The 11,952-nt window shown below is 67.9% G+C and carries 12 protein-coding genes; 7 read left to right on the forward strand and 5 right to left on the reverse strand.

Translation table 11 applies throughout. The annotated features are described in order from the left end of the window. The first annotated feature begins 3 nt into the window (after positions 1-3). The 5 genes from ASC92_RS00130 to ASC92_RS28995 all read left to right on the forward strand — a co-directional run bounded on the left by ASC92_RS00130 (position 4) and on the right by ASC92_RS28995 (position 4,852). Positions 4-792 (forward strand): cell division protein FtsQ/DivIB, encoded by a 789-nt coding sequence (locus ASC92_RS00130; protein WP_056508903.1) that lies wholly within the window; start codon positions 4-6, stop codon positions 790-792. 28 nt (positions 793-820) lie between these two features. Next, entirely contained in the window at positions 821-2,050 is a 1,230-nt protein-coding gene (gene ftsA / locus ASC92_RS00135) for a cell division protein FtsA (RefSeq protein ID WP_007832444.1), read from the forward strand. A 170-nt stretch (positions 2,051-2,220) separates the two neighbouring features. After that, positions 2,221-3,432, forward strand: coding sequence for a cell division protein FtsZ (gene ftsZ / locus ASC92_RS00140; RefSeq protein WP_056508905.1), 1,212 nt, complete (start codon positions 2,221-2,223; stop codon positions 3,430-3,432). Between the two features lie 306 nt (positions 3,433-3,738). Beyond that, a complete protein-coding gene (lpxC, locus tag ASC92_RS00145; protein ID WP_056508907.1) occupies positions 3,739-4,662 on the forward strand; it encodes a UDP-3-O-acyl-N-acetylglucosamine deacetylase in 924 nt (307 codons plus the stop codon). A gap of 13 nt (positions 4,663-4,675) precedes the next feature. Then, on the forward strand, positions 4,676-4,852 hold the full coding sequence (locus ASC92_RS28995) for a hypothetical protein (protein ID WP_200935926.1): 177 nt from the start codon (positions 4,676-4,678) through the stop codon (positions 4,850-4,852). Between the two features lie 157 nt (positions 4,853-5,009). Here the strand turns inward: ASC92_RS28995 and ruvC are convergent, their stop codons facing one another. Then, a complete protein-coding gene (ruvC, locus tag ASC92_RS00150; protein ID WP_056508910.1) occupies positions 5,010-5,558 on the reverse strand; it encodes a crossover junction endodeoxyribonuclease RuvC in 549 nt (182 codons plus the stop codon). A gap of 147 nt (positions 5,559-5,705) precedes the next feature. On the opposite strand from ruvC, the gene ASC92_RS00155 reads away from it, so the two are divergent. Then, complete coding sequence (locus ASC92_RS00155; protein WP_056508913.1) at positions 5,706-7,781, forward strand: tetratricopeptide repeat protein; 2,076 nt, start codon at positions 5,706-5,708, stop codon at positions 7,779-7,781. 15 nt (positions 7,782-7,796) lie between these two features. Here ASC92_RS00155 and ASC92_RS00160 read toward each other — a convergent pair whose 3' ends face one another. Together ASC92_RS00160 and ASC92_RS00165 are read right to left on the reverse strand one after the other, a co-directional pair. After that, positions 7,797-8,786: a phosphatidate cytidylyltransferase gene (locus ASC92_RS00160; RefSeq protein WP_056508916.1), complete on the reverse strand. Its 990-nt coding sequence runs from the start codon at positions 8,784-8,786 to the stop codon at positions 7,797-7,799. Between the two features lie 280 nt (positions 8,787-9,066). After that, positions 9,067-9,945, reverse strand: coding sequence for a lysophospholipid acyltransferase family protein (locus ASC92_RS00165; RefSeq protein WP_056508920.1), 879 nt, complete (start codon positions 9,943-9,945; stop codon positions 9,067-9,069). A 9-nt stretch (positions 9,946-9,954) separates the two neighbouring features. Here ASC92_RS00165 and ASC92_RS00170 point away from each other — a divergent pair, with 9 nt between their 5' ends. Then, on the forward strand, positions 9,955-10,371 hold the full coding sequence (locus tag ASC92_RS00170; RefSeq protein ID WP_056511678.1) for a DUF2809 domain-containing protein: 417 nt from the start codon (positions 9,955-9,957) through the stop codon (positions 10,369-10,371). Here the strand turns inward: ASC92_RS00170 and mtgA are convergent. Further along, positions 10,337-11,080 (reverse strand): monofunctional biosynthetic peptidoglycan transglycosylase, encoded by a 744-nt coding sequence (gene mtgA / locus ASC92_RS00175; protein WP_056508923.1) that lies wholly within the window; start codon positions 11,078-11,080, stop codon positions 10,337-10,339. The genes ASC92_RS00170 and mtgA overlap by 35 nt on opposite strands. Continuing rightward, positions 11,077-11,937: a shikimate dehydrogenase gene (aroE, locus tag ASC92_RS00180; RefSeq protein WP_056508926.1), complete on the reverse strand. Its 861-nt coding sequence runs from the start codon at positions 11,935-11,937 to the stop codon at positions 11,077-11,079. The genes mtgA and aroE overlap by 4 nt, the downstream gene beginning before the upstream one ends. Between the last annotated feature and the right edge of the window lie 15 nt (positions 11,938-11,952).

An 11,952-nucleotide genomic window follows, 5' to 3' on the forward strand; every position in this document is an offset into this window, starting at 1 on the left:
GCCATGGCCGACAGCATTCCCGCCCCCTTCGACGTCAAGCTCATGAACATCGTCGCGAACATTGCGTTCGCGCTGGTGACGCTCATGCTGCTTGCGGCGGGGGCGTGGTGGGTGCTGCGCCAGCCTTTCTTCCCGATCTCGGGCATCAAGGTGGACGGCGAGGTCACGCACAACAACGCGGTCACGCTGCGCGCCAACGTGGCACCGCAGCTCAAGGGCAACTTCTTCACCATCGACCTGGCGCGCGCGCGCGCCGCCTTCGAGTCCGTGCCGTGGGTGCGCAGCGCGGTGGTGCGGCGCGAGTTTCCGAACAAGCTGCGCGTGACGCTGACCGAGCAGGTGCCGGTGGCCAACTGGGGCGACGAGGCGGGCTCGAAGCTGATCAACGGCTTCGGCGACGTGTTCGAGGCCAACGTGGCCGAGGTCGACGACAACCTGCCGCGCCTCGATGGCCCGATCGAACAGGCGGGCCAGGTGCTGGGCATGTACCGCGTGCTGCAGCCGCAGTTCCAGCCCTACGACCTGGCCGTCGACGAGCTCACGCTGTCGAGCCGGGGCAGCTGGAAGGTGGTGCTCGACAGCGGCGCCGAAATTGAGCTTGGCCGCGGCCAGAGCGAGGAGGTGACGGCCCGCCTGCAGCGGTTCCTGAAGACCGTGACCCAGGTCGCGGGCCAGTACCGCCGCACGATGGCCGACGTCGAGGGCGCCGATCTGCGCCACAACGACGCGTATGCCCTGCGGCTGCGCGGCGTCACCACGGTCTCGCCCGAGGCCCCAAGAAAAATCAAGTAGCGAATACCGAGAAATCGAGGACATATCAATGCCCAAAGAATACAAAGACCTGGTCGTAGGACTCGACATCGGCACCGCCAAGGTGATGGTGGTGGTGGCCGAGGTGCTGCCCGGTGGCGAGCTCAAGCTGGCCGGCCTCGGCATTGCGCCGAGCAACGGGCTCAAGCGCGGCGTGGTGGTGAACATCGACGCCACGGTGCAGAGCATCCAGCAGGCCTTGAAGGAGGCCGAGCTGATGGCCGACTGCAAGATCAGCCGCGTCTACACCGGCATCACCGGCAGCCACATCCGCGGCATCAACTCGAGCGGCATGGTGGCGGTGAAGGACAAGGAAGTGACGCCCGCCGACGTGGCCCGCGTGGTGGAGACGGCGCGCGCCATCAACATCTCGAGCGACCAGCGCCTGCTGCTGGTGGAGCCGCAGGAGTTCGTCATCGACGGCCAGGATGTGAAGGAGCCGATCGGCATGAGCGGCATGCGGCTCGAGGCCAAGGTGCACATCGTGACCGGTGCGCAGAGCGCGGCCGAGAACATCATCAAGTGCGTGCGCCGCTGTGGCCTCGAGGTCGACCAACTGATGCTGAACCCGCTGGCCTCGAGCCAGGCGGTGCTGACGGAAGACGAACGCGAACTGGGCGTGGTGCTGGTCGACATCGGCGCGGGCACGACCGACGTGGCGATCTTCACCAACGGCGCGATCCGCCACACGGCCGTGATCCCGATCGCGGGCGACCTCATCACGAGCGACATCGCGATGGCGCTGCGCACGCCGACGAAGGACGCGGAAGACATCAAGGTCGAGAACGGCTATGCCAAGCAGCTGCTGGCCGACCCCGACACGCAGGTGGAAGTGCCGGGCCTGGGCGACCGCGGGCCGCGCATGCTGAGCAAGCAGGCGCTGGCCGGTGTGATCGAGCCGCGCATCGAAGAGATCTTCTCGCTGGTGCAGCAGGTGGTCCGCGAGTCGGGCTACGAGGAAGTGCTGTCGTCGGGCGTGGTGCTCACGGGCGGCAGCGCGGTGATGCCGGGCATGGTCGAGCTCGGCGAAGACATCTTCTTGAAACCCGTGCGGCGCGGCATTCCGAAGTATTCGAGCGCGTTGTCCGACATGGTCGCGCAGCCCCGCGCCGCTACAGTCATGGGCCTTCTCGAAGAAGCACGTTTCGCGCGCATGCGCGGCTTCAAGGTCGCGCAGAAGAACGGGTCGGTGAAGACCGCGTTCGGACGCTTCAAGGACTTCATCGTGGGGAACTTCTGACCATGATTCATTCCCCACTCTGGCTCGCGCGTGGCAGCCCTCCCTTGCATTTCAACGAGCGATGGCGGCGCACAGGTCCACCATCGTGACGGTCTCATCGTTGATCTCGTCACGGCACAAGAAAAATTCATAGATACACAACGGCAACTGCAAGATTCAAGGAGTTAAAAATGACCATCGAAATGATCGAAGTCGAAGAGTTCAATCAGGGCACGCAGATCAAGGTGATCGGTGTCGGCGGTGGCGGCGGCAACGCGGTCGCTCACATGATGGAACGTGGCGTGCAGGGCGTTCAGTTCGTCTGCGCGAACACCGACGCACAGGCACTGCAGCGCAGCAGCGCGCACAAGATCATCCAGCTCGGCACCAGCGGCCTGGGCGCCGGCAGCAAGCCGGACAAGGGACGTGAAGCGGCCGAGCTCGCGGTGGACGACATTCGCGCGGCCATCGACGGCGCGCACATGCTGTTCATCACGGCCGGCATGGGCGGCGGCACCGGTACCGGCGCCGCTCCCGTGATCGCGCGCGTCGCGAAGGAAATGGGCATCCTCACCGTGGGCGTGGTGACCAAGCCCTTCGACTGGGAAGGCGGCCGCCGCATGACCAACGCCGACGCCGGCCTGGCCGAGCTCGAAGCCAACGTCGACTCGCTGATCGTCGTGCTCAACGAGAAGCTGCTCGACGTGCTCGGTGAAGACATCACGCAGGACGAAGCCTTCGCGCACGCCAACGACGTGCTGAAGAACGCCGTGGGCGGCATCTCGGAAATCATCAACGAGTACGGCGGCGTCAACGTCGACTTCGAAGACGTGCGCACCGTGATGGGCGAACCCGGCAAGGCCATGATGGGCACCGCTGCCGCAGCTGGCCCGGACCGCGCGCGCATCGCCGCCGAACAGGCCGTAGCCTGCCCGCTGCTCGAAGGCATCGACCTCTCGGGTGCCAAGGGCGTGCTGGTGCTGGTGACGGCATCGAAGGGTTCGTTGAAGCTGAACGAGTCGAAGCTCGCGATGAACACCATCCGCGCCTACGCTTCGCCCGACGCGCACGTGATCTACGGCGCCGCCTACGACGACAGCCTCGGCGACGAGATGCGCGTGACCGTGGTGGCCACCGGCCTCTCGCGTGCCGACGCCCGCCGCCAGGCACCGACGCTCGAAGTGATCCGCACCGGCACCGACAACATCCCATTCACCGTGCCGACGCTCGGTGGCATGGGCCATGCCGGTGGCAGCGGCAGCCAGCCCAACTACGACGGCATGGCCGTTCCCAGCGTGTGGCGCACCAACCGCACGATGGCCGCCGCGAAGGTGGATGCGCTGTCTTCGGGCGGCATGGACGACTTCGAGATCCCGGCCTTCCTGCGCCGCCAGGCCGACTGAAATCGGCTCGCCCCCAGGCTGCGCGCACTTCGTGTCGCTTCGCCTTCCCCCTACCGGAGGCAACACCTGAGGCCCGGCAAAGCCGGTTCCTCGGTTTCGCGAAGCGGCCTATAGACGCAGAGGGCACGAAGGTTCGCAAGGGGCGCAGGGGGGACCTGAAAGGGACTTCCCCTGACCCTAGGCGCTGCGTTCACTTCGTGCCCCTTGCGTCCATCGTCGGGGCTTTTGTGGATAGGACCCATGTCTATCGGTGCCATAGCGAAGGGCATAGGAAGCCACGCCCGGCGCGCGCCTAAAATCCCCGGCGTGCTGCAACAACGAACCCTCAAGTCGATCAGCCGCGCCGTGGGCGTGGGGCTTCACAGCGGCCAACGCGTGGAGCTGACCCTGCGTCCGGCCCCGGCCGACACGGGCATCGTGTTCCGCCGCGTCGACCTGCCGGAGCCGGTCGAGATCCGCATGACCGCCGAGTCGGTCACCGACACGCGCCTCGCGTCCACGGTCTCCACCGGTGGCGCGAAGGTGCAGACCGTCGAGCACATCATGTCCGCCTGTGCGGGCCTGGGCATCGACAACCTCTACATCGACATCACGGCCGACGAAGTGCCGATCCTCGACGGGTCGGCCTCGTCCTTCGTGTTCCTGCTGCAAAGCGCGGGCATCGCGCTGCAGAAGGCGCCGCGCCGCTTCATCCGCGTGACCCGCAAGGTCGAGGTGCGCGAGGGCGAAGGCGCCAACGAGAAATGGGCGAGCCTGGAGCCGTACCACGGCTACAAGCTGAGCTTCGAGATCGACTTCGACCACCGCGTCGTCAACTCCACCGGCCAGCGCGTGGAGTTCGACCTGGGCACCGATTCATACAGCCGCGACATCGCGCGTGCGCGCACCTTCGGTTTCACCAAGGAGGTCGAGTACATGCGCAGCAAGGGCCTTGCGCTCGGCGGCGGGCTCGACAACGCCATCGTGATGGACGACACCAAGGTGCTCAATGCCGGCGGCCTGCGCTACGACGACGAGTTCGTGAAGCACAAGATCCTCGACGCGATGGGCGACCTGTACATCATCGGCAAGCCGCTGCTCGCGGCCTACACCGCGTTCCGCTCGGGCCATGCGCTCAACAACAAGCTGCTGCGCGAACTGCTCTCGCACAGCGACGCCTACGAAGTCGTGACCTTCGAGGACGAGAAGCGCGCGCCCCGCGGTTTCGGCGAAGTCGCCCGCGCCTGGTAGGCGGCGCCCGACGATGCTTCTTTTCCGCTGGGCCATCCTGCTGCTTCTGCTGGTGGCGGGCGTGTGCTTCGCGTTCTATGCGGGCACGGGGCAGACCAGATACCGGCGCATCGGATGGATCGTGTTGAAGTGGACGCTGCTCGCGGCGTTCGGCTTCTTCGCGGTGCTGATCGCCGAGCGCATCGCGTAGCTAGGCTCGCCCCCAGGCTTCGCGCACTTCGTGTCGCTTCGCCAACCCCCTACCGGGGGCAACACCTGCGGCCCGGCAAAGCCGGTTCCGCGGTGTTCCACGCATTGCCCTGTCAGGCGCTCAGCGCCTGACTGCTGCGCGAGCCACGTGCGCTGACTCAGCGCGAACGCCCTTGCCGGTACGTGCCGGCGTGGGTCTTCGACAGCTCGGCCGCTTCCGCGAGCCGTGCCATTGAGCGCCCCACCTGCGCATGCGTGATGGCGATGCCCAGCGCGTCCGCCGCATCGGCGCCCGGCAGGCCCGGCAGGTCGAGCAGCCGCCGCACCATCTCCTGCACCTGCGCCTTGGCGGCCTGGCCGTGGCCCGCCACGGCCTTCTTCATCTGCAGCGCGGTGTACTCGGCCACCGGGAGGTCGTTGCTGACCAGCGCGGTCACGCAGGCGCCGCGCGCCTGCCCGAGCAGCAGCGTCGACTGCGGGTTGACGTTGACGAAGATGATTTCGACCGCTGACGCATCGGGCTGGTAGCGGGCGGAGATTTCCGCGATGCCGTCGAACAGCACCTTCAGGCGCGCCGGCAGGTTGCCGGTGCCCAGGTGCCGCGTGCTGATGGTGCCGCTGGCCACGTAGCGCAGCGCATGGCCATCCGCATCGACCACGCCGAAGCCGGTGGTCTGCAAGCCGGGGTCGATGCCAAGAATGCGCATGAGAGAAACGAAAGGCCTACGCCTGAGCAAAGAGTAGAGAGAAGGACCGAGTCAGCGCTGGAAGGCCGCGCGATCGCGGGCAGAATCCATGCCGATTCGTACAGTCTGCCCCGCTTCCCGCAGGGCGCGCCACACAAGGAAGCGAATGTGAATGTAGTCGAGTCCTCCGCGCAGCGGCAACTGGACGAGGCGCAAGCCTTGCTCGAACGCCTGCTGCACCCCGCTGAACGCGCAGCCGCGAGCTTCCGGCGCGTCGAACTGCTCGACGACCTGGGCCGCCGCAACGAGGCGCTGGCCGGCTGCATCCGGCTGCTCGACGAATTCGCGGCCACGCCCGACGCCGGTGTGGTCGTGCCCTGCTGCCAGGCGCTGCGCCTGCTGGCGCACATGCTGCGTCAGATGCACCGCCCGGCCGATGCGCTCGCCACCCTCGACCGCCTGATCGACGCGCACGGCCAGCGCTGCGAGCCCGAGATCCGCGAGCACATCGCCCACGCGCTGTACCAGCGCACCTGGTGGATCGACGAGCCCGCGGCCCGCTGCGAGGCCTGCGACGCGATGAGCGAACTCCTCGACAACCAGCCCGATGCCGCGCTCGACGTTTGGCGCGTGGAGGCCCGGCTGCTCAAGGCCGAGATCGAGCACCATCGCGGCCTGCCGCAGGACGCACTGGCCACGCTCGATGCGGCCATCGAGCGCTTCGACGGCAGCACCGATCCGGGCGTGGTGCTGCGCGTGGCGCGCGCGCGCCTGGCCTCGGTGCTGAACCTGCGCGAGCTGGCGCAGCACGCGCAGGCCCAGGTGATGTGCCTGGCGGTTGCCGACCAGATCGAGGCCGGCCTCGCCGACGCAGCGGCCGAGCTGCGCATCGAGGGCGTGCGGGCACTGACGCTGTTCTTCGACGGGTTCGGCATCGACGAGCATGCGAACCGCGCCGAGCTGGTCGGCTGGCTGCTCGAGCGCTACGGCCGCGATGCCTCGCCGCAGGTACGCCGCATGGCCGTGCGCCGTGCCTACGACTGGTCGGTGGGCCTGCGCGAGCAGGACGACGGGGAGGCCGCGCTGGCGGCCTGCGAGCGGCTGCTCGCCACCTTCGGCGCGGACACCGACGCCGGGGTGCAGCGCACCGTGGCGGGTGCGCTGCTCAACAAGGGCTTCGTGCTGCTCGAACGGCTCGGCCGGACCGAAGAGGCGCTCGCCGTGTACGAGCAGCTCGCAAAGCAGCTGAAAGACACGCCCGCGCCCGAGCTGCAGGACACGCTGGCCAAGGCCACCGCCGGCCGCCAGGCCTGCCTGAAGCGGCTGCGCAAGGCCGATGCCGCCGGCAATCTGCCGGAACTGCCGTCCGAACTGCGCGACGAAGTGCGCGACAAGGTCAGGCAGGGCCGCAAGCACGGCGATGCCGGCGAGTCGAACGAAGCCATCGTGCTGTTCGACGAGGTGCTGGCCGCGCATGCCGCATCACCGCATCCTGAACTGCGCCGGCAGTGCGCGCGGGCGCTGGTCCACAAGGCTTTTTGCCTGGTCGCGCTGGAGCGCTTCGCCGAAGTGGTCGCAGCCGCCGATGCGATGGACGCGCGCTACGGCGCCGACCCGTCCACGGAAATGCAGGAGACCGTCGCGCTGTGCCTGCAGTACAAGAGCACCGCGCTCGACCGCCTCGGCCTGCATGACGACGAGATGCGCGTGCACGATCAGATCGTCGCGCGCTGGGGCAACTCCGAGCTGCCGGACCTGCGCGGTCGCGTGGTCGGTGCGCTGTTCCGCAAGGGCGCCACGCTGCGCCAGGCCGGCCAGCTCAAGGCGGCCGTGGACTGCTATGACGAGGCCATCGCTCGCGCCATCGGCGCGAGGGAAGGCACGCTGCAGCTGTGGGCCGCCAAGTCGATGATCAACAAGGCCAAGGCGCTCGACAAGCTCGGCGACCCCGTGGGACAGGCCAAGGCTTACCGCGCGCTGATTGCGCGCTTCGGCGATTCGGGCGATGCCGCGCTGCGCGAGCGCGTTGCCAATGCGTGCGAGTGGCTGGCCGAGGCCGAAGGCCGGCAGGGGCGCGTCGACGCGCAGCGCGCGGCGCTCGAAGCAGCGCTGGGGCGCTTCGGCACGGCGTTGTCGGCCGAGCAGCGCGCGCGCCTCATGCGCGAGCTGCAGGCGTTGAAGGCCAAGGCCTTCGGCCGAAAGGCCAAGGAGGCCTTCGATCGCGTGGTGCGACGCAAGGCCTGAAGGCCCTGCGGGGCTTCAGACGTTGAAGTACCAGCGGATGGAGTGGAAGAAGATCGGGGCTGCGAAGCACAGGGCATCCACGCGATCCAGCAGGCCATTCGCACCGGTCACGCCCACGCCCTTCTGGCCCCAGTTCGGAATGCCCCGGTCGCGCTTGAGTGCCTTCATCACCAGGTGCCCCATCGACCCCGCAATGCAGGCAATGACCGACACCGCGAGCGCCTGCCCGAACTTGAACGGCGTGATGAACGAGAACAGCGCGCCCACCAGGCTGGCCACGGCGATGCCGATGCCCCAACTGGTCCAGTTGAAGCTGCGGCTCACGTTGGGCGCGAAGGGCGTACGTTGCATGCGGCGCGAGATCAGGTGCTGCACCAGCACCGAGGTCTGCACCACGAACACCAGGAAGAACACGAGGAACGCGCTCTTGCCTTCATAACCCGGGAAGCTCAGCAGCAGCAACGCCGGCACATGGCTCATGCCGTAGACGCAGACCATGATGCCCCACTGCAGCTTGGCGTTGCGCTCGAGGAAGTGGTTCGGGTCGTTCGCCAGCGCGCTCGCCACCGGGATCGCGAGGAACACGTACACCGGGATGAACACGGTGAACAGATCGAAGCGCGCCGTGGCCACCAGCCAGAACTGGATCGGCAGCACCACGAAGAAGGCCAGGATCAGGCTGCGGTGGTCGCCGCGCCGCGTGGGCGAGAGCGTGATGAACTCACGCAGCGCGAAGAACGAGATCAGCGCGAACAGCACGGTGGCCACGGTTTCGCCGAGCGCCCACCCGATCCAGAAGATGATCACCATGAACCACGTGGTGCCCAGCAGCGCGCGGAAGTGAGCGAGTTCGGCCTGCCAGGCGGCGTCGCGCACTGGGTTGCGCTTTTCCCTGAAGCTCAGGAAGAAGGCCACGGTGCTCACGATCACGAGCAGGCCGAAGACGATGAGGAAAAGCGCCGCGACCTGTTGGGTCGGGGTGAGGTTGCGCAGGAACTGGTTCATCTGTCAGTTTTCCGTTGCGCTTTGTGTTGCGGGTTTTGTTCGGGGTGCGTGCGAAGGCCACCGGGTACTCCCCTCCGCGAATGTCCCCCGCTTCGCTCCTCCTTTATTTCGCTGCGGGGAGCACCCGGTGCCCTTCGCACAATGGACGCTGCCGCGATGGGGTGCCTTGCGCAGCGAAATAAAGGAGGAGGCCGCAGGCCGGGGGACATTCGCGGAGCAAGGTACCCCGTCGGCGTGATCACACCCCGAACCGCCCCGAATCGAAAAGCAAGGCTTCATTTCAGACGTCGCGCAATGCGATCACTGCAGCACGTGCGCGATCAAGGAAAGGCCGCCGCTCTTCGCCTTCTTCGACACGAAGAGGCGCGCCGAAAGTGACCGAGCAGAGGATGGGCACCGGCACGATCTCGCCCTTGGGCATCACGCGCTGCACGTTGTCGATCCAGGCGGGCACCAGCACCACCTCGGGGAACATCGTGGCGAGCGTGTAGAGGCCCGACTTGAACTTCTGCGGCTCGCCCGTGTGGCCGCGCGTGCCCTCGGGAAAGATGATGATCGAGTCGCCGCTGCGCAGGGCCTCGACGAGGGGCGCGAGCGGGTCGGGGGCAGGCGCCGCCGCGACGGCCGGGGCTTCGGGTTCTGCAGGCGGTGGCGGCTCGGGCGGGGGCGCAGGCGGTGGTGCCGGGGGCTCGGGAAGGTCGAGCCGGCCTTGGGCTTCGGGCACGGTCTCGGCGGGCGGTTCCGGTGTCGTCAATGGCAGCAGGGGCTCCATCGACGGCTCGATGCGCTCGGCCGGTGAGAGAGCAGCAGCTCGCGCGACGGGCGTCGGCGGCGGGGCCTCGACCGCCACAGGCGCAGGGGATGCTGTCGCAGCCGCCGTCGTCTGCCGCTCCACGTACACCGCGTTGAACACCTCCGTCGTGATCCAGCGCTTGATCGGCGTGTTGGCCCAGTAGTCGCGCGCCGCGATCGGCCGCGTGATGCTGCGCAACTCCTCGGGCAGCGCCGCCCAGATCATCACGAGGTCGGCATGGCTCTGGTGGTTGGCGAAATAGATGCGCTGCTCGGCCTTCGGCGGACAGCCATACCAGCGCGCCTGGGCGCCTGTGAGCAACCGGACGATTCCCAACAACAACCAACCCGTGAGCTTTGCCAGCATATGGGCGCGATGATACGGGCCATGCGATGGCGTTTCGATCCTCTTTCCCTGGTGTGGGCGGTGGCCCTGTTCTTCGTTCTCGTGCTGCTGGCCACCGTCGGCGCGCGCTGGGGCTGGCTGCGCAGCTTCTTTGGCGACGTGCTGGCCGTGGTGTGGGTGTACTTCGTCTTCAGGACCGCGATCGCCGCGCGCGTATTGCCGCTGGCATTGGCCGCGCTGGGCGTGGGGCTTGCCGTCGAACTCGGGCAGTACCTCGCGGCGACGTGGCATCTGCACATTCCAAACCGCGCGCTGCGCATCGTGCTCGGCAGCACGGCCGACTGGTGGGACGTGCTGGCCTATGTGATCGGTTTCGGCGCGGTGCTGGCCATCGAAAACCTGCGCAGCACGCTCAGGGCAGTTCGGCCGCAGGCATCCGTGCCATGACCGTCGATGCCCGTCCGCTCAGGTAGGGCGAACCGAGCCGGCGCTCGAAGAACCTGGGGCTCGGCAGCATCACCGCGAGGCGCGCGGCCTCGCTGGTGCTCAGGCGCGACGCCGGCTTGCGGAAGTAGTACTGCGACGCCGCCTCGGCGCCGAACACGCCTTCGCCCCACTCGACGTTGTTGAGATAGATCTCGAGGATGCGCCGTTTGTCCAGCAGCACTTCGAGCAGCGTGGCGAGCACCAGCTCCTGGCCCTTGCGCAGCAAGGTGCGTTCGCTGGACAGCAGCAGGTTCTTCGCGAGCTGCTGCGTGATGGTCGAGCCGCCGCGCAGCTGCACGGGCCGCACCGGCTTGCCGCGTGCCAACGCGCGCGCCGCGCGTTTGGCGGCGATTTCCTCGGCCTTGGCGTTGCGCTGGCGCGCGCGCTCGATGGCTTCCCACTCCACCCCGTTGTGGTCGACGAAGCCGGCGTCCTCGCTCGCGATGACGGCGCGCTTGAGCGTGTCGTTGATTCGCGAATAGGGCACCCACTGCTGCCGCCAGCCGCCGCCGCTGCCCTGCTGAATGGCGATCTGAAAAGCCGCGGAGCGCTGGAACGCGGTGCTTTGCGGATCGACCACCGCCATCGCCGCGATGCGCGCCACGAAGAACAGCTCGAGTGCCACGCCCGCCACCACGAGGCAGGCGATCAGGCGCAGCAGGGCTTTCATTTTTTTGCAGCGGCGAGCGATGCGCGCACTTCGGTCAGCACCTGTGCGGAAGGCGGGCGCACGCCGCGCCAGATCTCGAACGACTCGGCCGCCTGCTCGACCAGCATGCCAAGCCCGTCGCGCGCGGCCGCACCGTGCGCCATGGCCCAGGCCATGAAGCCCGCGGCCGCGGGGCCGTACATCATGTCGACCGCAAGCCCGCCAGCGCGCAGCACGCTGGCCTTCACCGGCACCGCATCGCCCGCGAGGCTGGAGGCGGTGGCGTTGACCACCACGTCGAAGGCGCCCGGCACTTCGTCGAGCGCCCAGGCCTCGAGCGAGGCGCCATGGCGCAGTGCGATGGCCGCATGGCGGCGCACCAGCTCGACCGCCTTGCCGACGGTGCGGTTCGCGACCACGACGCGCGAGACGCCTGCGTCGAGCAGCGGGCCGAGCACGCCGGCCGCCGCACCGCCCGCGCCGATCAGCAGCAGCGCCTTGCCTTTGAGCGGCACGCCCGCGTTGTGCACGATGTCGTTGACCAGGCCGATGCCATCGGTGTTATCCGCATGGATGCTGCCGTCGGCGTCGAAGCGCAGCGTGTTGACCGCCTGCGCGAGCAGGGCGCGTTCGCTGGTGTGCTGCGCCAGCGCGGCGGCTTCGAACTTGAATGGCACCGTGATGTTGCAGCCGCACGCGGTGTCGCCGCGTTCGGCGGCTTCGCTGCGAAAGGCCGCGATGCCCTCGGCGAAGGCGCCGAGCGGAATCAGCCGCCGGCCATAGTCCAGCTGCTGGCCGCATAGTTCGGCAAAACGCGCGTGGATGCGCGGCGAGCGGCTGTGCTCGACCGGGTTGCCCATGACGCAGTACAGGTCCATGGCGTCTGCCTTCCA

This window comes from Variovorax sp. Root411, assembly GCF_001425205.1.
Lineage (GTDB): Bacteria > Pseudomonadota > Gammaproteobacteria > Burkholderiales > Burkholderiaceae_C > Variovorax.

What these genes read in the sequence shown, in the direction of transcription:
- ftsA (WP_007832444.1), top strand. Translation starts at nt 821, where the DNA reads ATGCCCAAAGAATACAAAGACCTGGTCGTAGGACTCGACATCGGCACC.
- mtgA (WP_056508923.1), bottom strand. Translation starts at nt 11,080, where the DNA reads ATGAAAGCCCTGCTGCGCCTGATCGCCTGCCTCGTGGTGGCGGGCGTG.
- ASC92_RS28995 (WP_200935926.1), top strand. Translation starts at nt 4,676, where the DNA reads ATGCTTCTTTTCCGCTGGGCCATCCTGCTGCTTCTGCTGGTGGCGGGC.
- ASC92_RS00130 (WP_056508903.1), top strand. Translation starts at nt 4, where the DNA reads ATGGCCGACAGCATTCCCGCCCCCTTCGACGTCAAGCTCATGAACATC.
- ftsZ (WP_056508905.1), top strand. Translation starts at nt 2,221, where the DNA reads ATGACCATCGAAATGATCGAAGTCGAAGAGTTCAATCAGGGCACGCAG.
- ASC92_RS00160 (WP_056508916.1), bottom strand. Translation starts at nt 8,786, where the DNA reads ATGAACCAGTTCCTGCGCAACCTCACCCCGACCCAACAGGTCGCGGCG.
- aroE (WP_056508926.1), bottom strand. Translation starts at nt 11,937, where the DNA reads ATGGACCTGTACTGCGTCATGGGCAACCCGGTCGAGCACAGCCGCTCG.
- ASC92_RS00165 (WP_056508920.1), bottom strand. Translation starts at nt 9,945, where the DNA reads ATGCTGGCAAAGCTCACGGGTTGGTTGTTGTTGGGAATCGTCCGGTTG.
- ASC92_RS00170 (WP_056511678.1), top strand. Translation starts at nt 9,955, where the DNA reads ATGATACGGGCCATGCGATGGCGTTTCGATCCTCTTTCCCTGGTGTGG.
- ruvC (WP_056508910.1), bottom strand. Translation starts at nt 5,558, where the DNA reads ATGCGCATTCTTGGCATCGACCCCGGCTTGCAGACCACCGGCTTCGGC.